The sequence below is a fragment of the Candidatus Paceibacterota bacterium genome, assembly GCA_035583355.1.
Classification (GTDB): Bacteria; Patescibacteriota; Minisyncoccia; order Phycocordibacterales; family UBA6899; genus JAJZQJ01.
Genome location: DATEZQ010000001.1, coordinates 166861 through 189065 on the forward strand (window position 1 = coordinate 166861; position 22205 = coordinate 189065).

The following is a 22205-nucleotide window of genomic DNA, read 5'->3' on the forward strand; positions in this document are numbered from 1 at the left end:
AGGTGTTCCGACCGAAGGAGACGTAGTTGCCTACGGCAACGAGGCGGAGCGCCGAAGCGTGAGCGCAAATTCGCCCAAATATTTTCGTTTAATTTTAAACTCCCCAAGAGGGGAGTTTAAAATTATGCTGCGAGATATGCCATCTTATGGCTCTTACGGTTACCGTCGAAACCGATCTTGCGAACGGTCTTGAACTTAACGGTGCCATCCTTCACTGCATAGAGTGTGTGATCCTTGCCCACTTTGACACCCTCACCGGCTACAACGCGAGTACCACGCTGGCGAACAATGATGTTGCCAACGATTGCCTTCTGTCCGTCATGGAGCTTAACGCCAAGATATTTTGGCTTTGAGTCGGTGAGGTTTCTAGCGGTACCTCCGGCCTTTTTGGTCGACATGGTGTATTGGGGTTATGGATAAATTACGCCTTACACACGAGGTGCACAACGTGATGACTAGTATAGCAGAAAGTTAGAAAATATCAAGTGGATAGGCCGGGTAATAAGCAAAAACACAGCGGATGGCGATTTGGCAAAAAATATCCCTAAATAGCGTAGTCCTGAGAGCTTACGCGCAAATGCACCTATGGGAGCGTATTCATCTCACTGCGTCACAAGGATATTGATCTCAGAGGAAAAATATTTTCATTACTATTTCCTAAATATGATTATGGAAATGAAATATTGCAGCAGGCAATATATTTTGCGTGAACGCAAGTGTAAGGCATTTTACACTATACTTTGAATAGTGGCTCTGTTGAGAGGTTACTTTAGTGTTCGCTATATACTTATGTAAATAAGATAGATATCCACATAATTTGCACATAAGTTACAATTGACACTGTAGTGCAGTTTGTGTATACTAACCTAGCTTACCAGTCATTAATGACAACAATTTCATTGTCATTGGTGGTATGTTAATAATAAAATAACGCGTAATGAAAAAGTACACGAAGAAGAACATTCATTCTCCAATTGAGAATACTCTTCAGGTTATCGGCAGCAAGTGGACAGTATTGATTATCCGCGAGCTCATGGACGGCACACGTCGTTTCGGTGAACTCGAGCGCGCCCTGACCGGTATCAGCCCACGTACACTCTCAATGCGCCTCGGTGACATGGAGGGCCATGGCATTATCGAGCGTAAGGTCTTCCCAGAAGTACCACCACGCGTAGAGTACAAGCTCTCACCACTTGGCAAGACTCTTGAGCCAGTCCTCAAGACCATGTCAAACTGGGGTTCAGCAGTCAAGAAATAGTTTTACTATCGTTGACGCACACACACGCAACAATAAACATACAAACAGATGCGCCGTAAGGCGTTTTTTGTTTTGGCCTTGTAATTCGTTCATTTTTGCTTTACTATGCCCCTATATGTCACTTTCTATTGGTATCGTCGGCTTACCGAATGTCGGCAAATCGACGTTGTTTAATGCGCTCACGAAGAAAGGCGCTGAAACTGCAAACTATCCATTCTGTACGATTGATCCATCGGTCGGCGTTGTCACTGTTCCTGATGAGCGACTTTATAAACTCGCAGATTTTTCGAAGACCCTACGTACGATCCCTGCAATCGTTGAATTTGTTGATATCGCAGGGTTAGTGAAAGGTGCATCTGAGGGTCAAGGTCTTGGGAATAAATTTCTCACAAATATTCGCGAGACTGATGCAATCGCAGAGGTAGTCCGAATTTTTGAGGATAGTGAAATCATTCACGTCGATGGAAAGATTGATCCGGTGCATGATATTGAGGTCATCAACATGGAGCTTATTCTTGCTGACTTGCAGACCGTTACGAATCGTGAGCAGAATCTTCTTCGTGATGTGAAGCGAGGTGACAAGCTTGCAATCAAGGAAGATGGACTCGTGAAGCAGCTTCGTGCAGTGCTTGAGTCTGAGAAGCTTGCAAATACACTTGTACTTACTGATCCAGAGGAGCAGAAGATCGTGAAGCAACTCAACTTGCTGACCATGAAGCCTTTTCTCTATATTCTCAACAAGAAGGCGGGGGGACGTAATCTCGATGAGATGGATGATCCACGATTTGCTGCCTTGCTCGCATATCTTAAGGAGCATCATGCAACATATGTTATTGTGGACGCGCGTATTAGCGAGGAGCTCAACGCATTCGAAGGAGAGGAGCGCAAGCAGTTCGCTGATGAACTTGGTGTAAAGGACGATGGTATTGATAAGCTCATTCGTGCAGGATATGACCTTCTAGGTCTCATGATGTACTTCACGACAGGGGTGCAGGAGACGAGAGCCTGGACAATTAAACGCAATTCAACTGCACCTGTTGCGGGAATGGCGATCCATACCGACTTCAAAGATAAGTTTATTCGTGCGGAAATCGTGAACTGGGAGGCACTCATTAATGCAGGTTCATATGCAGCAGCGCGCGAGAAGGGACTTGTGCGCACTGAAGGGAAGGAGTATGTCGTTCAGGATGGAGATGTTATAGAATTCAAAATTTAAGAAAAAATCACACTTTTGTGTGATTTTTTCTTTTACTGCATGGATTACACTAATGAAACTAACAACATTTGTGGAATATCTGTAGTTGTCACCCTTATGCACATGTATTTTCCTAATTTCACATGTTATACTTGTGCCAGCACGCGACGCGCGTTTTTCTACATGCCACGAGTTCCACGTATATTAATGTTGGGTTGGGAGTTGCCACCATACAATAGTGGTGGTCTTGGGGTGGCCTGTGAGGGCCTCACTCGAGGACTCGCTGAGCAAGGAGTAGAAATTCATTTCCTCCTCCCGTTTTCTGGTAAAGATGACACTCATGGCTATATGAATGTGCACTCAATGGTGAATGCACAAACAACCGACAAGGAAACACTCAAAGCATATGCAAGACTGCTTGCATCACCATATATGACTGAGAAGGAGTATACGGAATTACTCCTTCGAACTCCCGGGCTTTCTCTTTACGGTGCTTCACTTTTTCAACTCGTGGAGCTTTTTGTCGATTATGCGGACCGCATGTCGAAGTCAATTGATTTTGATATCATCCATGCTCACGACTGGTTGACCTACCTTGCAGGAGTGAAGATTAAAGAACGCACGGGAAAACCACTTGTTGTCCATGTTCATGCTACGGAGTATGACCGAACCGGAGATAATCCTAATCCACGTATTCGTGATATTGAGCTCATGGGGCTCCATGCTGCGGACGCGGTCATCACCGTGTCTGGTCATACGAAAAACATAGTACAAATGCGTTATGGCGTCCCAGGAAGCAAGATTTACGTTGTGCATAATGGTGTGCTGCCTGTTGTTCCCGTAAAGAGACTTCCTCCAGGAATCGGTTTACTGCGTGCTCAAGGAAACAACATTGTGCTTTTCGTCGGTCGCATCACGATTCAGAAGGGTCCTGAGTATTTCATCCAAACGGCAAAGCGCGTACTTGAGTACGTACCAAAGACCATCTTTCTCGTTTCTGGATCAGGTGACATGGAGCACCAAATGATGAATCTTGCTGCAGAGCTTGGTATTTCATCTCAGGTTTTGTTTACAGGATTTCTGCGCGGAGACGAACTCATGGAAACCTATGGAAGCTCCGATATTTATATTATGCCTTCCGTATCTGAGCCGTTTGGTATTACTGCACTTGAGGCTGCGCAGCATGGAGCAGCGCTACTACTCTCAAAGCAGTCAGGTGCACGTGAGGTTATTGCAGGAGCATTTACTGCTGACTTCTGGGATATCGATGAGATGGCGAATGCAGTGGTGGCCATATTGCGTAGTCCAGGTCTTCGCAAAACAATGCGTGAGCATGCCAAAGATGATGCATCTAGGGCAACCTGGGATCTTGCTGCGGAAAAGACGAATGAGGTCTATCGTTTGTTTCTCTAGTTTTCATTAAATAATTCTCTACTTATAAACTGACCATGCCCTCAATTTGCTTCTATTTTCAGATTCACCAGCCGTATCGTGTCAAAAAGATGCGTGTTTTCGATGTCGGAGAGACTGATAACTATTTCGATGAGGAAGGGGATACTCTTCGCAATAATCGTGCTATAGCAGAAAAGGTTGCGCGCAAATCGTACATTCCAATGTTGCGTGTTTTGCGTGATCTTTTAGTGCAGTACCCAGAATTCAAGTTCACATTTTCTATCTCAGGTGTCGCTTTACAGCAATTCGAGGCATGGATTCCTGAGATCATCGACATGTTACGCGACCTTGCGCTTACCGGAAGGGTTGAGTTCCTTAGTGAAACCTCTCATCACTCGCTATCATTCCTCTATTCACCAAAGGAATTTCGTAAGCAGGTAGAATCGCACCGCAATCACATCGAGCGTCTTTTTGGGGTCACACCAACATCATTCCGAAACACTGAACTTATCTATAACAATGCACTTGCAAAGGAAGTGGAAGACATGGGTTTCACTGCAATCCTCGCGGAAGGTTGGGATCCACTTTTGGGAGATCGTACACCAAACCAAGTCTATCAGGCTCCAAATGTCTCACGTATTGTCACGCTCGTGAAAAACTATCGACTCTCTGATGATATCGCTTTTCGCTTCAGTAATCAGGGTTGGACGAGCTGGCCACTTACTTCAGAGAAGTTTGCAAATTGGGTGCATAGTGTTGCGGGTAATGGGGAGCTGATTAATCTCTTCATGGATTTTGAAACTTTTGGTGAGCACCAGTGGGAGGACACGGGAATCTTTAATTTCATGCGTGCACTTCCTGGTGCCATTCTCCAGCACCCTGACTTTGATTTTGTGACCGTGACCGAGGCAGCGCAGCGATATCCTGTGCGAGGTATCTATGACGCACACGCTCCAGTCACATGGGCTGACACCGAACGTGACCTTACTGCATGGATGGGTAATCCAATGCAGCTTGAGGCTCTTCGCTCTGTCTACTCACTTGAAGATGCAGTACATGAGTCAGGTGATGCTGCTGTGCTCGAAGATTGGCGCAAGTTGCAGACTTCCGATCATTTCTACTATATGTGTACGAAGTATTTCGCTGATGGCGATGTGCATAAATACTTCAGTCCATTCGACACACCTTATGAGGCATTTGTCGCATATAATAATGCGCTCGCGGATCTCCGTAGTCGACTCCACATCCATTTACGTTCGAAATAATAGTATAATACATATACATGCGTTCTTTTGCATACGGAAACGGCACCACACTCATTATGCTCGACAATTACGGAAGACTCCGTGATTGTTATTTTCCGTACGTTGGACTCGAAAACCATATCGGCGGGGGATTGCTCCATCGTATTGGAGTCTGGGTTGATGACACATTTTCATGGACAGATGATGATACTTGGGAAATTGTCTGCGCATCTGATGCCGCTAATACTGGGCATATTGCAATGTATTCGGCGCGCCTCCAGCTTGAGTTGCAATTCACTGATGTGCTCTATAACGGTAAGGAGATATTCATTCGCCGCATTGCGATACTGAATAAGAATGAGCGCTCTCGTACGGTGCGTCTCTTTTTCAACTCGCAATTTGAGATAGCAGCAACTGCACGTGGCGATACGGCATATTATGACCCTCAAGCAAATGCAATCATTCACTATGAAGGATCGAGAGCATTTCTTGTTTCTGGAGTTGTTGATGATAAAGGACCCTCAGATTGGACGGTTGGTATTTTCCAAATAGAAGGCAAGGAGGGTACATATAGAGACGCAGAAGATGGAATACTTTCAAAGAATCCCATCGAACATGGACGGGTCGACTCAACATTCGCTCTCGAGGCACAGATAGGGTCTCATTCTTCAAAGATATATACACAGTGGCTCTGTATGGCTGAGTCGGTTGAAGCTGTTGTCGACATGCATCATGATGTTATTCAGCGCACCCCTGAGTACATTTCGCTTTCCGCAAAGAACTACTGGCATGCATGGGTTTCTCGTACGAAGTGGGATTATTATGCGCTTCCTACTTCTGTAATTGATCTCTTCATTAAGTCACAATTTCTCATTCGCTCACATGCAGACAAGAATGGAGGAGTCATCGCTTCGGGTGATACTGACATGCTTCAAGGTGGACGTGATACGTATTGCTATATTTGGCCGCGTGATGGTTCTTATATCTCAAGTGCATTTTCTCTTGTTGGTGATTTTCCTGCATCACGAAGGTTCTTCGAGTTTTGTGCAAAAGCAGTAACGGAGGATGGCTACCTCATGCATAAATATCGACCCGATGGATCCCTTGGATCATCGTGGCATGGATGGATGGTGAATAGTCATCGCGAACTACCAATCCAAGAGGATGAAACAGCACTAGTGCTCTGGAGTCTTTGGGAATACTGGAAAGATACTCGAGATCTCGAATTTATCGAAAATATATACGATAGTTTCATCAAGAAGGCTGCATATTTCCTCACGGCACACCGCGATCCGTATACAGGTCTTCCAAGACCTTCCTATGATCTCTGGGAGGAACGTTTTGGAGTACATACATACACCGTCGCTGCAACCTATGCAGGGCTTTGGGCAGCAGCGCAGTTTGCTACAATGCTCGGCAAAGATCGTAGTGCATCAGATTTTTTGCACATTGCGTACAACATTCGACCTGCACTCATGCAGCATCTTTACAATGAAGAAACAGGTTTGTTCTATCGTTCGCTCACTATAGATGATGCGGGAGTCATACACAAAGATGATACTGTGGACGCATCAAGCGCTTATGGTGTCTTCATGTTCAAGGTGCTTGAGGCAGACGATGAGCGACTGATAAAGGCAATGAAGAAGGCAGAGGAGTTACTCACTGTGCAGACTCCAATAGGTGGGATTGCACGATACGCGGGGGATAAGTACTACAAAAAGGCGAATAGTCCGCATAGTAATCCTTGGATCATCACCACATTATGGTGGTCTCAATATGCGATAGCAAGAGCGGTAACAGATGACGACCTTGACCCTGTGCGCAAGGCACTTGAGCGCGTTGCTCGTTTTGCAGGACCGACCGGCATCCTCCCTGAACAGATTGATCCTCAAACAGGTGGTCCCGTTTCCGCATCCCCATTAGTGTGGAGTCATGCGGAATATGTGCGTACTGTAGTGCAGTATTTGCAAAAATGCAGGGCTCTTGGGATTATCGATGAAACAAACTACTAGTATGAAATTCGTATATACTGCGCAAAATGTGCCGAAAGGTGTCATTCCTGCTCCAGCTCTTGGCCTCCTTGAGCAATTGAGTGGTTTTTCTCAGAAAACGAGTGGTGAATACAAAGAGCAGATTGAAGTACTCCGCGTGCCATTCGATGGAATGATGCTGAGTGAGTCATCGAGAATGGCGCAAAAAATGAATACCTCATCATTGCGTGTAGTTTTTGTTGTAGGTATCGGTGGTTCAAGTCTTGGAACTCGCGCAATTACCGAGGCATTAAACACTCGCGGTAAGTTCACCGAAATAGTATTTCTAGAGTCTCTTAGTGGGCACAAGCTCAGTGAGATTCAGGCTCGATGCATGTCATTACACTCAGCGGATGAATTTGTCATTAATATCATTTCAAAGGCAGGCGCAACGACAGAAACAATCGCTAACTTTAGCATTCTAACGAACTTTCTTTCTCATATTAGTGGGTGGCAAAAACGAGTTGTGGTAACCACTACCTCAAGCAGTGAATTAGCGAAGCTTGCTCAGGCAGAAAAATACGAGCTGCTCTATATGCCCCAAGTCATATCTGGAAGATACTCCGTATTCACTCCAGTAGGACTTTTTCCTTTGGTTCTCTGTGGGTATCCTGTGCAAGATATTCTCGAGGGTGCTCGCGATGTGCAACAACTGCTCAATAGCCCTCATGATCCAACAAGACGTTTGGTCGAAGATATCCTCGGATCAATGCAGAACGGTGGTCACATTATCGATTTCTTCTTCTTTAACGCAGAACTCGAAGACTTGGGTAAGTGGGGAAGGCAACTCTATGCAGAAAGCCTCGGGAAGACATTTGATCGCAGTGGACGCGAAGTGCATACCGGAATTACGCCTACCGTCTCCATAGGATCAGAGGACTTGCACTCAATGGTACAACTTTACTATGGGGGGCCACGTGATCGGATCACCTTGCTCTTGCCGCCACTTGGTGGAGATAAGCACGTTGTTCCTCATCACCCGTTCACAAAACTTGTCCCTGGAATAGATAGTAGAACTACGGATGAAATCAATACTGCTATCTACACAGGAGTCGCTGCAGCATTTCGTAGTAACAAGATTCCATTCGGTGAAGCAACTTTCCCTGGACTCAATGCACATATGATTGGAGCATTCATGCAGTGGCAGATGCAAACCGTTGCAACACTTGCTGAGGCACTCAATATCTGCGCGTTCGATCAACCTAATGTCGAAGATTATAAAAAAGTAACCCACAGCTTATTGCTCAGAAACTAATATGACATACGCACTCTATGATATTGGCGGTACAAAAACACGAATCGCTATAAGTCGCGATGGGGCTACTTTTGAAGATCCAACAATAATCAATACGCCAAAAGACTATCGTGAAGGTATTGAACAGATCGCAAAAATAACCAAGGAGCTTGCGGGTGAACCCATTACGGCTGCTGGAGGCGGTATTGCTGGTGTATTGTCGAGAGATCGCTCGCTCTACCTTGGGGGACCAAATCTTTTAGGCTGGGGTGGGCGTGCAATACCACAACTGCTCTCAGAAAAACTCGGATGTCCTGTATTTCTTGAAAATGACACCGCAATAGTCGGACTCGGTGAAGCTTATCATGGCGCAGGTAAGGGCGGTGATATCGTTGTATACATGACAATATCTACAGGCGTTGGTGGTGTTCGCATTGTGCATGGAGATATTGATGTATCTGTGTTTGGTTTTGAGCCGGGTCATCAAATCATTGATGCAGGCGGAGCGTTACATAAGGGCGTTGGCGGTTATGGCGTTGATCTTGAGGGATATATTTCGGGCAGTGCAGTTGAAATGCGTTATGGTAAAAAGCCATTCGAGATCACTGACCCTGAATTTTGGGACGAGATGGCACGACTTCTTGCCTATGGTCTCAATAATACGATCGTCCACTGGTCACCGGATATCGTAGTCTTGGGCGGCTCAATGATGAAACAAATTGGTATTCCTGTTAACCGAGTGAGGGAACATCTCTCGGGTATGCTTCACATCTACCCCCAGCTTCCTCGCATTGTCAAAGCAGAGCTCGGTGATATTGGAGGGATTTACGGTGCACTCCACTTTGTTGATCATCGTTATCGCGAAACAATACGCTCAAAGAAGCTAATGCAAAATGATGGAGAATTGAAGAAATAAACCGCGCTTGCGGTTTTTTCGTGCAGTAAACTCGGAAATACGCTATACTCCAAAAATGAAGTTTTCAATCAAGAAAAGACTCGCAGGAACACTCGGACGTGTCGGCGAAATTACAACCCCACATGGAAGCATTCGAACTCCCGCATTCATTGCTGTTGGTACCAAGGCGACCGTAAAGGCACTCACTCCGGAAATGGTAAAAGATTTAGGCGCACAAGCGACACTCGAAAATACCTACCATCTTTATCTGCAGCCAGGTGATGAAATCGTCCGTGAGAATGGAGGTGTAGCAAAGTTCATGCACTGGGATGGTCCCACGTTTACTGACTCAGGTGGTTTTCAGGTGTTCTCACTCGGTGCTGCATTCGGCAAAGGTGTTTCGAAGGTCGCAACAGGTGCTGTTGCACGTGAGGAAGACGGTCGCGCAGGGAAAAAACCAAAGGACGATCACGGAGCACTCGCATCTATCGATGAAGAGGGGGTCACTTTCAAGTCTCACCTCGATGGAAGTGCACATCGATTCACACCAGAGCGCTCAATGGAAATTCAACACAACCTTGGTGCTGATATCACATTTGCTTTCGATGAGTGCACTTCGCCAATTGATCCACTTGAATATCAGAAGGAGGCGCTTGATCGTACCCATCGCTGGGCAAAGCGCTCACTCGAGCACCACCAGAAGCTTGGAATATCTCTCGCCACAAGAGAACAACAGGGGCTTTATGGTGTAGTGCAAGGTGGAAAGTATCGTGAATTGCGGGAAGAGTCCGCGCGCACCCTGGGAAATATGGACTTTGATGGCTTTGGTATTGGGGGATCGTTTACAAAAGAAGATATTGGAACTGCAGTTGCCTGGGTAAACGCTCTGCTGCCTGAGGATAAGCCTCGTCATCTCCTGGGTATCGGCGAGCCTATTGATATGTTTCTTGGCTGCGAGAATGGTGTGGATACTTTCGACTGTGTCGCTCCTACGCGTATGGGGCGCAACGGTGGAGTCTACACCAAGGATGGACGCCTCAATCTCTTCAATGCAAAGTTCGTTCGTGATCTCGGCGCAATTGAGGATGATTGTAAGTGCTATACTTGTACACACTTTACCCGTAGCTACCTTGCGCACTTATTTAGGTCCGAGGAAATGCTCGCAGGTACACTTGCATCAATTCATAATCTCTACTTTATAGTACATCTCGTCGATGCAATCAGAGAACGCATGGAGCTCGGAGGGTATGAAGAATTCAAAAATGCTTTTCTCATGCGTTACTACAAAGATGGGGCAATAACATAACCGCATATAGCGGTTGTTTTGTTGTGCATAACTCTACCTCACTGCCAGTATATATAGTATACTTAGTATATTAATAGATAATAGCATATATGAGGAAATATATTTTTATTGGTGCGGTAAGTGCCATCCTTTTCGTTTCAAGCATTGCATCAGCGCAGACTGCTGATATTGCGGCATTGCAAAAGATCATTGATGATCTTCGTGCACAAATCGTTGCGCTCACAGAGAGTCAGCAAAAGGCAACAGCTCAAATTGCAACACTGCAGTCTCAGCTACAACTGACACGAAACCTGAGGTCAGGTTACTCAGGTGATGACGTTAAACTCCTACAGCAGACGCTCAGCACTGATCCTACATTATTTAGTGGTCAAGCAACTGGCTTCTTTGGTGCATTGACGAAAGAAGCAGTGCGTAAGCTTCAGGAGCGACTTGGGCTCGAGCAGACAGGTGAAATTGGACCCCAAACGAGGGGGCAGCTGAATCAGCTATTTGACGATATTAGCTCTTCTACTATTGGTATTCCTCCAGGTCTTTTGCGTGGCGGCTTCGCTCCTGTCCATGCAACCATTCTCCCTGTGGGATCAATTGTTGCCAAAGGTGAAGTAAGTATTTTCCCACTAGACGCAAGTTCGTCTCGAGTCGTTGTACACTTTGGGAGCAAAGATGATTTGAATGTGAGTACAAGTACTGTGAGTTACGCAACGCATATCCACTCTGGATCGTGCGCATCTTCATCTCCGATTTCGATTCCACTAAATGACATCACTCGCAACAAATCAGAGACAACGATCGGGAAAACTATTGCTCAGTTGTTCGCAACGTATCCTCTATCAGTCATGGTACACAGAGCGGGTGTCGTTGTTGGATGTGGCGACTTGCCAGCACCTCGCCCGATATTCAAGAAAATGGATATCAACGAGGATGGAAAATATGATTTTGAAGATATGCGTGAGATCGATCGAGCCGAGAAAATGCATCGCGAGGATGATGATAGGACTGCAAGCTCAACGAGGAACAGAGAGCGCACAGAGAGGCCAGAGCTAAAAGAGTTCGAGAAGAAATTCAACGAGGAAAGAATGAGATTCTGGGATACAATTTCTGACCTGATTCCTAAATTTGAACGCGATCGGGGAGAGGGCGAGAACGATCAGTGAGAAAACAGATAGTAGCAAAATATCCAAAATACACCAAAAACCAGCAAATATACACCTTGCTGGTTTTTAAGTTAAAAGCTATCAACTTTCAATTTCCGAGATATAGTTTACAATAATGGTATATGCGGAAAATATATTTAACACTACTCATCCTTTTGCCGATGGCTGCCCTCGCACAAAGCTCAGCAGAGAGTGACACTCGGAATGAATGTAGTGCACTATTCTGCAACCCATTACGAGAAAGTATTTGGGGCGACGTGAAGACGATTCAAGATGCGATACCCGTACTACTTGACCTCTTCATTAGCTTAATGATGCCCATCGTAGCACTTGCGATCATCTTTACTGGATACACATTTGCTACTGCTAAGGGTGACTCCGCAAAGATCAAAAATGCCCGCACAATGCTTACTTACGTCGTGGTTGGCACGATGATCATTCTGGCTGCAAAGGGAATTGCAATGGCGATCCAGAGCACTATTAGTACTGTTGCTGGGCCAGGAACTATAGTTGGAGCACAATAATCATATGAAACGAACACTTTTTCTTCTCCCTATTCTCCTCACTTTTCCGGCTGTTGCATTTGCGCAACAATATGGTTCGTTTAGAGAACTTGTAGGGTTTGCGCTTGTTATCGTGGGGTATCTTATGCAGACTATTTTTGCACTTTTTTCTCTCGGAATCATCTATACGGTATTCAAATACATTTCTGCATTGAATAAGGGAGACGGAAAGACGGCTGGCGAAATGCGCTTACGTCTTATTTGGGGGATAGTCGGCATGGCGGTATTATTCTCACTCTGGGGCATTATCTATATCTTCACAAATACGCTCGGTTGGTCAGAAGTCGGTATTCCAATATTAAAAGCGCCAACTCCGTAGTCATGAAAAAATACATATCGAGCATTGCGATTGTGAGCATGTTACCAGTTCTCGTATATGCTCAAGGGCAGGATGTATTCTCACTTTGGGGATATATTATGTCACTTATCTCAACTCTTACGAAACTTGTCTGGCTACTCACAATCCTTACATTCCTCTGGGGTCTCGTGAATTTCATGAAGAACGCAGAGAATGAAAAGGAGAGGGGAAATGCGAAAGAAATGATGAAGGGTTCAATCATTGCATTCTTCATTGCCGTGAGTTTCTGGGGAATGGTCACTTTTGCCATAAAGGCTTTTGACTTAGTTCCTGATGATCCTGGATATCTTCCTACTACTCGTTCAAACTAAAACCCCCAAAAGGGGTTTTTAAATACAAAAAATCACCCAACTAGAGTTGGGTGATCAGTTGTTACTGTGGAATGACGTCAAGTGCTGGTGGCGCAGATACTTCTACCTGGCCCGTAAGGCCTGCTGACTTCTGAACATAACCAAGGATGGTCCAGATTCCAACCATGAGAAAGAGTGCAACACCTGCACTGATCATTTGGTTCTTGCCCTTAACCTTAAGATCAGCACTGTCCCCTGCCTTGATGAACTTGATAAGTCCCCAGAAGAAGAAGGCGATTGCGAGTGGCATTGCAATACCAAGGAAGAACTTGAGTACTGCGTCGACCTGGTTGAGCGTATCGCCAAGTGGACCCTGAACATTGTTCTGCGCAAAGGCAAAAGCTGGGGCTACCATGAGCGTTACTGCGAGAATGCGTTTATACATATGGAATTATTAGTGTCTAATCATTTGATGACTCTATAATTATACGGAATATACCTTAAAAGGGGAAGCATAGTTGTCCACAGTCAAATATATGAGCGCTGGTATCATGTTACAATAAAGGTATGAAACGCATAGTTGTCCGTCTGTTCACTTTACTTTTCTTACCGAGAAATGCTTTTGCCGCAACGAGCGTTGCACTTCCTACACAAGTAAGCGCATTCTTCGGTCGCGTGCTCGTCGAGATTGTTAATCCACTCATTACTCTTGGATTTGCAGTGGCGATTGTCTATCTCGCTTGGGCGGTTCTCCAATATACGATGGGCGGAGATAAGCTCGAAAAGGACAAGCTCAAGAATTCCCTTATTTATGGTGTTGTCGGTGTTGCTATTATGGCAACGGTCTTTGGAATTATGAAGTTTATCGCGGCAAGTGTGGGTGCACCTTCTAGTGTCATCACCAATAACGTATAGCATATGAGCAAAAAATATTTTTATCTTGCAGCCCTATTGCTTCCACTAGGTGCGCTTGCGCAAACAAGTACAGTGGATGACGTCCTCATGAACTTTATGAATTTGCTTCTTGCGCTCATAAAACTCATGACGCCACTAGCGATGCTTTATTTTTTCTATCAACTCATCACTTTCATACGAGCATCAAACTCGGGAGCAGTAACACTCGCAAAGAGCAAAGACATGATGATATTCTCAGGTATTATCCTTTTTGTCATGGTGGGAATATGGACGATCGTCGGCTACGTGCAGCAATCTTTGGGTACAAGTGTAACAACCTCTGACCTTAGGCAAACTCCAGCGATTCCGACTGAACTTTCTGAGTAATAGAAAAAACGCGACCCATTGGGTCGCGTTTTGTTTTGCCTCATCCGCTAGCGGATGAGAATAGTTATCTGGCACACTTGGATGTTGTCGCCATCAACATTTGCGTAGAGGCGGACAGTTGCACCCGTCTGCTGAACACTCATGCTGTAGGTTCCGCGTGCACCACCCTGGCGCCAGGCGCCAGTGCAGACATACTGATTCCCGTTTTGCTGGCATACGCCATTTTCGAGAATGATGTTGGTGCCCGCACCTGTCGCTTCGGTCATGAACGTAATGAACACTGCGTCAGCTGGTGTCGAGATGTTGATGTAGCTATCCGGCGTAAGGGGAATCCCATCCGTAAACCCGGGGCTAAGCACAACAGGCCGACTCCAGTTGTTCACCGAGGCGATGAAGCCAGGGAGAGTGGCTGCACTTTGGGCAGCAGCAGGAGGAGGCCCTTGATGGAGCGTCACGCGCTGCTCTCCTGCGAGAGGATCACACTGACCTGACTGGTCACCACGGGGGATAAGGTCGAAGGACGCACCACGAATGCGGCGCTCTTCTGCCTCCCAATTTCCACTACTACGCTTGCTCGTCACCTCGCGGTACTTCAGCGCGATCATTTCGAGGATGTCGCCATTTCTGACGGCCTTGGCCATTTCGGCATTCCCAGAAATCTGAATCGCCTTATCAGCGTGTGCACCGAGGTGCATGTGGTATGCCGCACCGAAGATGAAGATAAGTGCGATGACGATCACGATAGCTGGTTTGACCCAACCTTCGAGCGTCTTCAGGGAATCCTTCGTGTCACTCTCATTCACCTTGGGCGTCTTGTAGGCGAGGCCGACGAAGACGAGGGTGATGATGAGGAGGATGAGGAAGCCACTGAGGACAGGAGCCTGACGCAGCGGGAACATGATGAGGACTGCCCAAACGAGGGAATGTCCAACCATGATACGCGCTTGATTCTGCCTCTTCGTTGGCGCGTCAGGATCCAGTGGTGTTGGATCATCCGGAACGAATCCGGACCCATACGCGATGTACGCGATGGGAATGAGGCTGATGAGCGCACCTGTGATGAGGACTCCTGCTTGATTCTCGCCAGGCGAGAATGCAAAGAGGACCCCTCCGAGGAGGATGAGCATGTAGGCGATCGAAAAACCGAGACCGAAACCTTTCTTCAAAACAGCAAACTGAGAGCTCATAATGGCTCCTTTCTGGGGAAATTGGTTGAGAGGTACAGCAAAAACTCTGCATTATCTATAACATGAAAATAACTTTTTGGCAAGTGATTTTTGGTGTGTCAGGATATCAAGGAATATAGCGGTATTTGGGGAGGATTGGCAAGAGAAAACCCCCATATCAGAATGGGGGTATGGCGCACTAGATCTTTTGATAAAAGCCGATTTTGATCATTTCTGAAGTCCAGTGTAGAACCTCGAGGCATCGTTCATGGTGTTCAACCTTAAATCCATGCTGCTTCAGCCACATGGCAGCCTCTTCAATGTGGAGAAGGGCTGTTGCGATTGAAATCGGACTTCCTTCATGATCGAACACGGCGATGTTTCGCATGCGATCCAATTCCTGTTCGTGATCACCCTTTGTATTATAAAAAGGAGAACTTAATGAACCGGAATGAGGTTCACCCAGCTTGAGCTGGAAAACATGAATCAGTTCTTCGATGCCACCATTGCTAAAGTTCCAACCATCGCACATATGTATCTCTGTGCAGAATTCGGCAATGATACTCAGCCACAGCGCCTGAAAATCTTCTTGCTGCCACTTCTGACGAGCAGGAACCAGATCTGCAGGATAGAGCACGGAGCACCTACGACGGCTTGCAACTTTTTCAACCTGCGACCATCCCATATGATAGTTATAACTTATCACCTCTTGCATCAAGAGCTTCTTGTCCATCTCCGGATTATCGAGCTTGAGCTCGTAGTACTTGAGACCGGAGGTAATAGGCACGCTTATGTATGCAAGCGGACCTCCATGACGTATGCTTCGCAGCGTACGCATAGTATTGTGAATGGTCGCAGACTCGGGGGTTTGTCGTCCCCATACTGCTTTTTTGTACTTATACCACAGTGAGTGCAGCTCAAGTGGGTCATCCAGCTTGAGGGTTTGTGCTAAGGTCGTATTCATAACGACTCTCCTTGTGGGGTGTATCCCCATGTGAATATAGCACTAGGGGAGTAATACGCAATATAGGATGATTATGCTGCAAGAAATGCACAGGGAAACGAAAAACCTTATCGGTTTTTGTTTCATTGAGCGCAAGAGCGCGCACTGAACAGGAGTCGAGAACTCGCCCCTTTGTAACTAAGTCTTTTGGCGCAATGACGCCAAAACGACTAAGTGCAAGTAGGGCCAGGACTCGTCGACTGCGCGCACGGCTGGATTTATCACGGCTCGAAGAGCCGGATGAAATCAGCGCCGGTGCGACAGCAGCACCGGCTCCGTCCTTCGAGTCCTCTCCTGGGTCGCAGTGAAAATGAAAAAAGAGCTTGCGCTCTTTTTTCATTCACTGTGCCCAGGAGAGGACTCGAACCTCCACCCCTTGCGAGACTAGCTCCTAAGGCTAGCGCGTCTACCATTTCGCCACCTGGGCAATGCGGTCATGATAACTGAGTTTTGAAAAAGATGCAAAGAAAAATAACCCGCGGTGCGGGTTATTGAATTTAAGGAGATATGAGGCTAAGCTACTTATATCTTGAAGGCTCAACAGTGCAGGAAGGATGCGAGACTCCAGGCGTAAGCAAGAAGTCTAAGCAAGTAGTACTTTGAGAAATACAATTCCAATGAGTGAAGCGAGCGCCACTGTGGCAAATCGCTCTCTGCGCACCATCTTTTTCTTCGATGCCGACAGGGGCATATCTTTCATCCTGCTCTCGAAGTAGGCCTTCATTCCCACGAAGGCAATGATGAGAACGATGATGAGGATCATATAGAGCCCGGTCGTGGCTGACATCCCTGCATTCGAGATGGTAATTTGCATTGGATATTCCTCCTAGAATCTACTGCTAGTAACATACTACTAATATTATTACATGTCAATAGTAGGCATTTTGGCTTATTCTGGTAGGGGAGCATCGGTTATATGCGGGGAATTAGGGTAAACGCTGAAATAGTGCTAGAGTTAAGCATAAATTGGGGCATTTAGCCTTGACCTTTTAAGCATTTCCTGCTAATATTTCATGACCACATCCAGAATGTCGGAAGCTACTACAAACGAAGCCCAGATCAATGGGGTAATATCAGAGGCACTACCTAATACTCTTTTTCGAGTTGAACTCGAAGATGGCCGTGAGGTCATTGGGTATCTCTCTGGCAAGATGCGTATACACCGTATACGCGTTCTTGTTGGTGATAAGGTAACTCTCGTAGATAACCCCTACGAAGGCAAGCTTCGTATTGTTAAGCGAATGTAATAATATCCGCCAAGGCAGAGTATTTACTACTTTGCTGAGGTGTTACTCACAGTCAAAACTATGCGCGTTCGAGCATCAGTAAAAACAATTTGCGCAAAGTGTAAGTCGATTCGTCGTCGCGGCGTTATTTACGTCATCTGCGAGAATCCACGACACAAGCAGCGACAAGGTTAATTCTCTGTCATCCAATATATGCGTATTTCAGGTATTACCGTTCCTGAGGATAAGCAGCTTTGGGTAGGACTGACCGTATTCCACGGAATCGGTTTCACTACAGCAAAGAAGATCCTTAAGAATGCAGAGGTTGCCGAGGACAAAAAGCCTGGCGATCTCTCAGAATCACAAGAAGCGATTATTCGTAAGCAGGTTGAGTCCATGACACTCGAGGGAGACCTCAAGCGTGAGAAGGCAGCAAACATCAAGCGCCTCAAGGACATCAAGTGCTATCGCGGTATTCGTCATATCAAGGGACTCCCAGTCCACGGTCAGCGTACGAAGACAAATGCTCGTACACTTCGCGGTGCGAAGAAGACCATGGGATCTGGTCGTCGCAAGGTAGAAAAGAAGTAGTTTCAATTATTTTCGCCGGGAGCTTGTGCTTCCTGAGACAGCCTCGTCGTCGTACAACCCGTACGTCTCCGTCGGCCTGACTCAGTCCAGCACTGCGCTCACGGCAAAAATATCTTGAAACTAGTTCATTCATTAATTAATCACACAACAGCAAGTACAATGGGTAAGAAGCGTATCGTCAAAAAGGCTGGTTCATCTGTTGATCAGGGTCTCAAGGCCCGCGCACTCGCACGTTCTTCAAAGAGGAAGGTAGCGCACGGCGTGCTCAACGTTCAGTCGACATACAACAACACGATTGTCACGCTCACGGACGCTGAGGGCAAAGTCCTCATGTGGTCGTCATCGGGCTCACTCGGATTCGCAGGTGCGAAGAAGGGTACCCCATTTGCAGCAGCAAAGATCGGCGAGTTGATCGCTGAGAAGGCGCAAATGATCGGCCTTAAGTCTGTTGACGCAGTCGTCAAGGGAGTCGGTTCGGGCCGTGAGGCACCGATCCGTTCATTTATCGCGAAGGGAATTGAGGTGAGCTCAATTCGCGACGTGACACCAGTACCACACAATGGTCCTCGTGCAAAGAAGCCTCGTCGTATCTAAGTTCTGAATATATGGCAAAGAAAACTACATGTAAAACCTGCCGCCGCCTTGGCGAGTCTCTCGTCCTCCGTGGAGGTAAGTGTGCATCGGGCAAGTGTGCATTCGCACGCCGCCCAACGCCACCAGGAAAGCCAATGGCGGAGCGCAAGCACCGTTCAACGGTTACTGAATTCGGTACACAGATGCGTGAGAAGCAGAAGGTTCGTTTCTCATACGGAATCTCTGAGAAGCAGTTCTCAACTTACGTTAAGGAAGCAGCCCAGGCAAAGGGAGTCGCACCAACAGAGTCGCTCTATGAGCGCCTTGAGCGTCGCCTCGACAATGCCGTGTTTGTTCTCGGTTTCCCAAAGAGCCGCGCACACGCACGTCAGATCACTTCACACGGACATATTACAGTCAATGGGAAGAAGATGACTATTCCTTCATACCCCGTAAAGGTTGGTGACGTCATTGCAGTCCGTGAGGGCAGCAAGAAGTCTCCTATCTTCGCGACGGCAGCAGAGGATATGGCAAAGGCACCTGTAGATTGGATGACAACAGATACTTCAAAGCTCGCAGCAACCGTCAAGGGTGCTCCAAAGCTCGACAAGACTCGCATGCCATTCAACCTCCAGTCGGTGATCGAGTTCTACTCTCGATAAAAAGTTATGGGCTATTGTCTCCGATCGATAGAGAGGATAGCAATAGCTTCCGTGCACTGCGCAAGCAGTTCACATTCTGGTTAAACTTAGACTTATGTTCGTGGGCCAAGAACCCGTGAGTAAGTCGGCAATATTTGGTTTCGTATATGTGAAAACATATGACATAATTGAATATTGTTTCACTAATAAATTATCTTTTCGCTATGCCTGACTACAACGTTGCATTGCCATCGAAGCCCAAGCCAGTTCTTGAAGAGGGCAATCTCGGTATCTATGAAATCGAGGGACTCTACCCTGGCTATGGTCACACGCTCGGCAACTCGCTTCGCCGCATCATTCTTTCTTCACTCTCGGGAGCCGCAATCACGGGTCTCAAGATTGATGGAGTGCTGCATGAGTTTACGGCTATGGAGGGTGTTAAGGAGGATGTCATTGCGCTCATCTTGAATCTCAAGAAAGTGCGCTTTGCATTGCACGGAGATGAGCCTCAAACGCTCACCCTCTCAGTGCAGGGCCCAGCACTCGTGACTGCAGCAAATATTGCGAACAGTCTCCAGTGTGAGGTGCTCACCCCAGAGCAGTACATCTGTGAGATCACAGACAAGAAGACGACACTTACGATGGAAATGACCATCGAAAAGGGTCTTGGTTATCTTCCAAAGGAGATGATCACGAAGGAGAAGGTAGATATCGGGGGAATTTCTCTCGATGCTGCATTCACTCCTATCCGCCGCGTGAACTACGAGGTGGAGCCAATGCGTGTCGGTGATCGTACAGACTATAATCGCCTGAAGATCTCTATTGAGACTGATGGCACTTTGACTCCACGCGCTGCGCTTGAGGATTCCATTGAAATAATGATCCATCAGCTCAAAGCTATCGTTGGTTTCAAAGAGGAGGAAGTTATCACTGAGTCTCTCCCTACACCGGAAGAGATTCGTGAGGAAGCTACTCCAGCACAAGAGGAGAAAGTTGATATGGAATTTTTGAAGATTCGTATCGACTCACTCGATCTTTCTGCGCGTACACTCAACGCACTCAACAATGCAGGAATTCGCACACTCGGTGGGCTCGTCCGCAAGACTGCAGATGACCTCCTCGATGTTGAAGGACTCGGCGAAAAGGGCTTACAGGAGATCAAACGCGCACTCTCGAATTTCGGAGTGACGTTGAAGCAGTAAATCCGTATGAGGCATCACAACTCAGTTAAAAAGTTTGGACGACAGGCTGGCCAGCGTCTCGCACTCATGCGTTCTCTCGTGAACAATTTGATCACACACGAGCGCATGACGACAACAGAGGCAAAGGCAAAGGCACTTCGCCCAATTATGGAAAAGCTTGTTACTAAGGCACGCGGAGCAGATGTTGCGACAACTCGCGACATTGCTGCACGCCTTGGCAACAACAAGGTTACGACAACCAAACTCATCAAGGAGATCGCTCCAAAGTATGAGGGTCGTGCAGGTGGTTACACCCGCATTATTAAGCTTGGTGCACGTTCGGGTCGCGGCGATGCAAGTCCAATGGCGATGATTGAATTCGTATCATAATTGCGAAAGCACAAATAATATGGAATATACAATCGATGCTAAGGGCCTTGCTCTTGGTCGCGTCGCAAGTGACGTCGCAGTCATCCTTATGGGTAAGGACTCCGTTGACTTCGCGAAGAATGTCGTGCGCAATGTAAAGGTGAAAGTCATCAATGCAGCGCAGCTCGATGTTACCGAGAAGAAAATGGATGAAAAGCATTACCATATCCACACCGGATACGTTGGTAACGCAAAAAGCCCAACTCTTGCACAGGTCGTCGCTAAGAAGGGATATGGCGAGGCAATTCGTATCGCAGTAAAGGGCATGCTTCCGGGCAACACCCTTCGCGATAAGCGCCTCAAGAATCTCTCTATTGAAGAATAGTATGACAACAGCAAAGAAGAAGGTCACCTCTACTGGTGCAAAGTACATCGAGGGTATTGGTCGTCGTAAGACTGCCATTGCTCGCGTCCGTATGACACCAGCAGGCAAGAACTCAATGGTCATTAATGGAAAGGATGCAGCAGAGTACTTCGGTCCTGCTAAGCTCGCACACACCGCACTTTCACCAGTTACCCGAGAGGGTGCTGAGGGTAAGTACGAAGTGTCTGTTAAGGTCCTCGGTGGTGGTATCTCTGCTCAGGCAGAAGCTATCCGTCATGGTCTCTCACGTGCACTCGTTATGGAGAACGCAGAGATCAAGGGTTCTCTCAAGTCGCTCGGCTACCTCAAGCGTGATTCACGCGAGGTGGAGCGCAAGCACTTCGGTCTCAAGAAGGCTCGCAAGGCCTCACAGTGGTCAAAGCGCTAATAAAAAGATTAACAGCCCCTTCAGGGCTGTTTTTCTTTTTTAAGAGCTTTGACCACTGTGAGGAGGGAAGGGTCGGAAACCGTGAGGTTTCCGTGGAGGAAAGCAACGAGTCTTCGAGTGTCGAGAACCGTGGGTTCTCGAAGAGTTTTGCCGCGCGAGGCTCCTCTGGAGTGCGCGAGCAAAACTCCTCTCATTGGTCATGCGCTAATATGACTAAGTTGAACGTACGATACACTGGCATCGCGACTCGCAGTTGGTCAAGCGCTAATAACTTATGCGAAACTCTCGCAAGCCGCAGCGCAACTCTCAGTTGGTCAAGCGCTAATACATCATATCTCTTTTACTTCTTCCTTCCCGCAACCCATTTGCATCTACTTGCACACCCCACATACAAGAGTACAATTATCTGATGTCTAAACGTGCAGGTTTTACACTAATTGAAC

General features: G+C 46.9%; 29 protein-coding genes and 1 tRNA gene. 23 read left to right on the forward strand and 7 right to left on the reverse strand.

Annotated features, from left to right (window positions below):
• Nucleotides 1-122 precede the first annotated feature (122 nt).
• Nucleotides 123-398 (reverse strand): 50S ribosomal protein L27, encoded by a 276-nt coding sequence (locus tag VJ579_00860; protein ID HXK37603.1) that lies wholly within the window; start codon nucleotides 396-398, stop codon nucleotides 123-125.
• A gap of 539 nt (nucleotides 399-937) precedes the next feature.
• On the opposite strand from VJ579_00860, the gene VJ579_00865 reads away from it, so the two are divergent.
• The 12 genes from VJ579_00865 (at nucleotide 938) to VJ579_00920 (ending at nucleotide 12940) form a co-directional block, all read left to right on the forward strand.
• The gene (locus VJ579_00865; GenBank protein ID HXK37604.1) at nucleotides 938-1258 is read left to right on the forward strand and encodes a helix-turn-helix domain-containing protein; all 321 of its coding nucleotides are present in this window, start codon (nucleotides 938-940) and stop codon (nucleotides 1256-1258) included.
• A gap of 115 nt (nucleotides 1259-1373) precedes the next feature.
• Nucleotides 1374-2474: a redox-regulated ATPase YchF gene (ychF, locus tag VJ579_00870; protein HXK37605.1), complete on the forward strand. Its 1101-nt coding sequence runs from the start codon at nucleotides 1374-1376 to the stop codon at nucleotides 2472-2474.
• 162 nt (nucleotides 2475-2636) lie between these two features.
• The gene (locus tag VJ579_00875) at nucleotides 2637-3866 is read left to right on the forward strand and encodes a glycosyltransferase family 4 protein (GenBank protein ID HXK37606.1); all 1230 of its coding nucleotides are present in this window, start codon (nucleotides 2637-2639) and stop codon (nucleotides 3864-3866) included.
• A gap of 35 nt (nucleotides 3867-3901) precedes the next feature.
• Nucleotides 3902-5110, forward strand: coding sequence for a glycoside hydrolase family 57 protein (locus VJ579_00880; protein ID HXK37607.1), 1209 nt, complete (start codon nucleotides 3902-3904; stop codon nucleotides 5108-5110).
• A gap of 17 nt (nucleotides 5111-5127) precedes the next feature.
• Nucleotides 5128-7101, forward strand: coding sequence for a glycoside hydrolase family 15 protein (locus tag VJ579_00885; protein ID HXK37608.1), 1974 nt, complete (start codon nucleotides 5128-5130; stop codon nucleotides 7099-7101).
• 1 nt (nucleotide 7102) lies between these two features.
• Nucleotides 7103-8374, forward strand: a complete 1272-nt coding sequence (locus VJ579_00890) for a hypothetical protein (GenBank protein HXK37609.1) — start codon at nucleotides 7103-7105, stop codon at nucleotides 8372-8374.
• Between the two features lies 1 nt (nucleotide 8375).
• Complete coding sequence (locus VJ579_00895; protein HXK37610.1) at nucleotides 8376-9269, forward strand: ROK family protein; 894 nt, start codon at nucleotides 8376-8378, stop codon at nucleotides 9267-9269.
• A gap of 55 nt (nucleotides 9270-9324) precedes the next feature.
• Entirely contained in the window at nucleotides 9325-10554 is a 1230-nt protein-coding gene (tgt, locus tag VJ579_00900) for a tRNA guanosine(34) transglycosylase Tgt (protein HXK37611.1), read from the forward strand.
• 89 nt (nucleotides 10555-10643) lie between these two features.
• A complete protein-coding gene (locus VJ579_00905; GenBank protein HXK37612.1) occupies nucleotides 10644-11708 on the forward strand; it encodes a peptidoglycan-binding protein in 1065 nt (354 codons plus the stop codon).
• Nucleotides 11709-11830: 122 nt separating this feature from the next.
• Nucleotides 11831-12232 (forward strand): hypothetical protein, encoded by a 402-nt coding sequence (locus VJ579_00910; GenBank protein HXK37613.1) that lies wholly within the window; start codon nucleotides 11831-11833, stop codon nucleotides 12230-12232.
• Nucleotides 12233-12236: 4 nt separating this feature from the next.
• Nucleotides 12237-12590: a hypothetical protein gene (locus VJ579_00915; protein HXK37614.1), complete on the forward strand. Its 354-nt coding sequence runs from the start codon at nucleotides 12237-12239 to the stop codon at nucleotides 12588-12590.
• A gap of 38 nt (nucleotides 12591-12628) precedes the next feature.
• A complete protein-coding gene (locus tag VJ579_00920; GenBank protein ID HXK37615.1) occupies nucleotides 12629-12940 on the forward strand; it encodes a pilin in 312 nt (103 codons plus the stop codon).
• Nucleotides 12941-13001: 61 nt separating this feature from the next.
• Here the strand turns inward: VJ579_00920 and VJ579_00925 are convergent, their stop codons facing one another.
• Complete coding sequence (locus VJ579_00925) at nucleotides 13002-13364, reverse strand: hypothetical protein (GenBank protein HXK37616.1); 363 nt, start codon at nucleotides 13362-13364, stop codon at nucleotides 13002-13004.
• 122 nt (nucleotides 13365-13486) lie between these two features.
• On the opposite strand from VJ579_00925, the gene VJ579_00930 reads away from it, so the two are divergent.
• Together VJ579_00930 and VJ579_00935 are read left to right on the forward strand one after the other, a co-directional pair.
• Nucleotides 13487-13834: a hypothetical protein gene (locus tag VJ579_00930; GenBank protein HXK37617.1), complete on the forward strand. Its 348-nt coding sequence runs from the start codon at nucleotides 13487-13489 to the stop codon at nucleotides 13832-13834.
• 3 nt (nucleotides 13835-13837) lie between these two features.
• Complete coding sequence (locus VJ579_00935; protein HXK37618.1) at nucleotides 13838-14200, forward strand: hypothetical protein; 363 nt, start codon at nucleotides 13838-13840, stop codon at nucleotides 14198-14200.
• Between the two features lie 47 nt (nucleotides 14201-14247).
• Here the strand turns inward: VJ579_00935 and VJ579_00940 are convergent, their stop codons facing one another.
• From VJ579_00940 to VJ579_00960, 5 genes are all read right to left on the reverse strand, one after another.
• The gene (locus tag VJ579_00940) at nucleotides 14248-15387 is read right to left on the reverse strand and encodes a hypothetical protein (protein HXK37619.1); all 1140 of its coding nucleotides are present in this window, start codon (nucleotides 15385-15387) and stop codon (nucleotides 14248-14250) included.
• A gap of 178 nt (nucleotides 15388-15565) precedes the next feature.
• The gene (locus tag VJ579_00945; GenBank protein ID HXK37620.1) at nucleotides 15566-16330 is read right to left on the reverse strand and encodes a hypothetical protein; all 765 of its coding nucleotides are present in this window, start codon (nucleotides 16328-16330) and stop codon (nucleotides 15566-15568) included.
• Nucleotides 16293-16709, reverse strand: a complete 417-nt coding sequence (locus tag VJ579_00950) for a hypothetical protein (GenBank protein ID HXK37621.1) — start codon at nucleotides 16707-16709, stop codon at nucleotides 16293-16295. The genes VJ579_00945 and VJ579_00950 overlap by 38 nt, the downstream gene beginning before the upstream one ends.
• A gap of 6 nt (nucleotides 16710-16715) precedes the next feature.
• Nucleotides 16716-16796: transfer RNA gene (locus VJ579_00955), tRNA-Leu, on the reverse strand.
• A gap of 156 nt (nucleotides 16797-16952) precedes the next feature.
• The gene (locus VJ579_00960) at nucleotides 16953-17183 is read right to left on the reverse strand and encodes a hypothetical protein (GenBank protein HXK37622.1); all 231 of its coding nucleotides are present in this window, start codon (nucleotides 17181-17183) and stop codon (nucleotides 16953-16955) included.
• A 214-nt stretch (nucleotides 17184-17397) separates the two neighbouring features.
• Here VJ579_00960 and infA point away from each other — a divergent pair, with 214 nt between their 5' ends.
• The 9 genes from infA to rpsI all read left to right on the forward strand — a co-directional run bounded on the left by infA (nucleotide 17398) and on the right by rpsI (nucleotide 21762).
• Nucleotides 17398-17616: a translation initiation factor IF-1 gene (infA, locus tag VJ579_00965; protein HXK37623.1), complete on the forward strand. Its 219-nt coding sequence runs from the start codon at nucleotides 17398-17400 to the stop codon at nucleotides 17614-17616.
• A 60-nt stretch (nucleotides 17617-17676) separates the two neighbouring features.
• The gene (gene rpmJ / locus VJ579_00970) at nucleotides 17677-17790 is read left to right on the forward strand and encodes a 50S ribosomal protein L36 (GenBank protein ID HXK37624.1); all 114 of its coding nucleotides are present in this window, start codon (nucleotides 17677-17679) and stop codon (nucleotides 17788-17790) included.
• 18 nt (nucleotides 17791-17808) lie between these two features.
• Nucleotides 17809-18186, forward strand: coding sequence for a 30S ribosomal protein S13 (gene rpsM, locus VJ579_00975; GenBank protein ID HXK37625.1), 378 nt, complete (start codon nucleotides 17809-17811; stop codon nucleotides 18184-18186).
• Between the two features lie 159 nt (nucleotides 18187-18345).
• Entirely contained in the window at nucleotides 18346-18780 is a 435-nt protein-coding gene (gene rpsK, locus VJ579_00980; GenBank protein ID HXK37626.1) for a 30S ribosomal protein S11, read from the forward strand.
• A gap of 11 nt (nucleotides 18781-18791) precedes the next feature.
• Nucleotides 18792-19421 carry a 30S ribosomal protein S4 gene (gene rpsD / locus VJ579_00985; GenBank protein ID HXK37627.1) on the forward strand — a complete coding sequence of 210 codons (630 nt, stop codon included), beginning with the start codon at nucleotides 18792-18794 and terminating at the stop codon, nucleotides 19419-19421.
• A gap of 203 nt (nucleotides 19422-19624) precedes the next feature.
• Nucleotides 19625-20602 (forward strand): DNA-directed RNA polymerase subunit alpha, encoded by a 978-nt coding sequence (locus VJ579_00990; protein HXK37628.1) that lies wholly within the window; start codon nucleotides 19625-19627, stop codon nucleotides 20600-20602.
• A gap of 6 nt (nucleotides 20603-20608) precedes the next feature.
• Nucleotides 20609-20971, forward strand: a complete 363-nt coding sequence (gene rplQ, locus VJ579_00995; GenBank protein ID HXK37629.1) for a 50S ribosomal protein L17 — start codon at nucleotides 20609-20611, stop codon at nucleotides 20969-20971.
• 19 nt (nucleotides 20972-20990) lie between these two features.
• Nucleotides 20991-21335: a 50S ribosomal protein L13 gene (gene rplM / locus VJ579_01000; GenBank protein HXK37630.1), complete on the forward strand. Its 345-nt coding sequence runs from the start codon at nucleotides 20991-20993 to the stop codon at nucleotides 21333-21335.
• Nucleotide 21336: 1 nt separating this feature from the next.
• Complete coding sequence (gene rpsI / locus VJ579_01005; GenBank protein HXK37631.1) at nucleotides 21337-21762, forward strand: 30S ribosomal protein S9; 426 nt, start codon at nucleotides 21337-21339, stop codon at nucleotides 21760-21762.
• Nucleotides 21763-22205 lie beyond the last annotated feature (443 nt).

What these genes read in the sequence shown, in the direction of transcription:
- VJ579_00950 (HXK37621.1), bottom strand. Translation starts at nt 16,709, where the DNA reads ATGAAAAAAGAGCGCAAGCTCTTTTTTCATTTTCACTGCGACCCAGGA.
- VJ579_00925 (HXK37616.1), bottom strand. Translation starts at nt 13,364, where the DNA reads ATGTATAAACGCATTCTCGCAGTAACGCTCATGGTAGCCCCAGCTTTT.
- VJ579_00910 (HXK37613.1), top strand. Translation starts at nt 11,831, where the DNA reads ATGCGGAAAATATATTTAACACTACTCATCCTTTTGCCGATGGCTGCC.
- rpsK (HXK37626.1), top strand. Translation starts at nt 18,346, where the DNA reads ATGGGTAAGAAGCGTATCGTCAAAAAGGCTGGTTCATCTGTTGATCAG.
- rpsI (HXK37631.1), top strand. Translation starts at nt 21,337, where the DNA reads ATGACAACAGCAAAGAAGAAGGTCACCTCTACTGGTGCAAAGTACATC.
- tgt (HXK37611.1), top strand. Translation starts at nt 9,325, where the DNA reads ATGAAGTTTTCAATCAAGAAAAGACTCGCAGGAACACTCGGACGTGTC.
- VJ579_00960 (HXK37622.1), bottom strand. Translation starts at nt 17,183, where the DNA reads ATGCAAATTACCATCTCGAATGCAGGGATGTCAGCCACGACCGGGCTC.
- rplQ (HXK37629.1), top strand. Translation starts at nt 20,609, where the DNA reads ATGAGGCATCACAACTCAGTTAAAAAGTTTGGACGACAGGCTGGCCAG.
- VJ579_00920 (HXK37615.1), top strand. Translation starts at nt 12,629, where the DNA reads ATGTTACCAGTTCTCGTATATGCTCAAGGGCAGGATGTATTCTCACTT.
- VJ579_00875 (HXK37606.1), top strand. Translation starts at nt 2,637, where the DNA reads ATGCCACGAGTTCCACGTATATTAATGTTGGGTTGGGAGTTGCCACCA.
- rpmJ (HXK37624.1), top strand. Translation starts at nt 17,677, where the DNA reads ATGCGCGTTCGAGCATCAGTAAAAACAATTTGCGCAAAGTGTAAGTCG.
- VJ579_00940 (HXK37619.1), bottom strand. Translation starts at nt 15,387, where the DNA reads ATGAGCTCTCAGTTTGCTGTTTTGAAGAAAGGTTTCGGTCTCGGTTTT.
- rpsD (HXK37627.1), top strand. Translation starts at nt 18,792, where the DNA reads ATGGCAAAGAAAACTACATGTAAAACCTGCCGCCGCCTTGGCGAGTCT.
- infA (HXK37623.1), top strand. Translation starts at nt 17,398, where the DNA reads ATGTCGGAAGCTACTACAAACGAAGCCCAGATCAATGGGGTAATATCA.
- VJ579_00895 (HXK37610.1), top strand. Translation starts at nt 8,376, where the DNA reads ATGACATACGCACTCTATGATATTGGCGGTACAAAAACACGAATCGCT.
- rplM (HXK37630.1), top strand. Translation starts at nt 20,991, where the DNA reads ATGGAATATACAATCGATGCTAAGGGCCTTGCTCTTGGTCGCGTCGCA.
- VJ579_00915 (HXK37614.1), top strand. Translation starts at nt 12,237, where the DNA reads ATGAAACGAACACTTTTTCTTCTCCCTATTCTCCTCACTTTTCCGGCT.
- VJ579_00990 (HXK37628.1), top strand. Translation starts at nt 19,625, where the DNA reads ATGCCTGACTACAACGTTGCATTGCCATCGAAGCCCAAGCCAGTTCTT.
- rpsM (HXK37625.1), top strand. Translation starts at nt 17,809, where the DNA reads ATGCGTATTTCAGGTATTACCGTTCCTGAGGATAAGCAGCTTTGGGTA.
- VJ579_00930 (HXK37617.1), top strand. Translation starts at nt 13,487, where the DNA reads ATGAAACGCATAGTTGTCCGTCTGTTCACTTTACTTTTCTTACCGAGA.
- VJ579_00865 (HXK37604.1), top strand. Translation starts at nt 938, where the DNA reads ATGAAAAAGTACACGAAGAAGAACATTCATTCTCCAATTGAGAATACT.
- ychF (HXK37605.1), top strand. Translation starts at nt 1,374, where the DNA reads ATGTCACTTTCTATTGGTATCGTCGGCTTACCGAATGTCGGCAAATCG.
- VJ579_00945 (HXK37620.1), bottom strand. Translation starts at nt 16,330, where the DNA reads ATGAATACGACCTTAGCACAAACCCTCAAGCTGGATGACCCACTTGAG.
- VJ579_00935 (HXK37618.1), top strand. Translation starts at nt 13,838, where the DNA reads ATGAGCAAAAAATATTTTTATCTTGCAGCCCTATTGCTTCCACTAGGT.
- VJ579_00890 (HXK37609.1), top strand. Translation starts at nt 7,103, where the DNA reads ATGAAATTCGTATATACTGCGCAAAATGTGCCGAAAGGTGTCATTCCT.
- VJ579_00860 (HXK37603.1), bottom strand. Translation starts at nt 398, where the DNA reads ATGTCGACCAAAAAGGCCGGAGGTACCGCTAGAAACCTCACCGACTCA.
- VJ579_00885 (HXK37608.1), top strand. Translation starts at nt 5,128, where the DNA reads ATGCGTTCTTTTGCATACGGAAACGGCACCACACTCATTATGCTCGAC.
- VJ579_00880 (HXK37607.1), top strand. Translation starts at nt 3,902, where the DNA reads ATGCCCTCAATTTGCTTCTATTTTCAGATTCACCAGCCGTATCGTGTC.
- VJ579_00905 (HXK37612.1), top strand. Translation starts at nt 10,644, where the DNA reads ATGAGGAAATATATTTTTATTGGTGCGGTAAGTGCCATCCTTTTCGTT.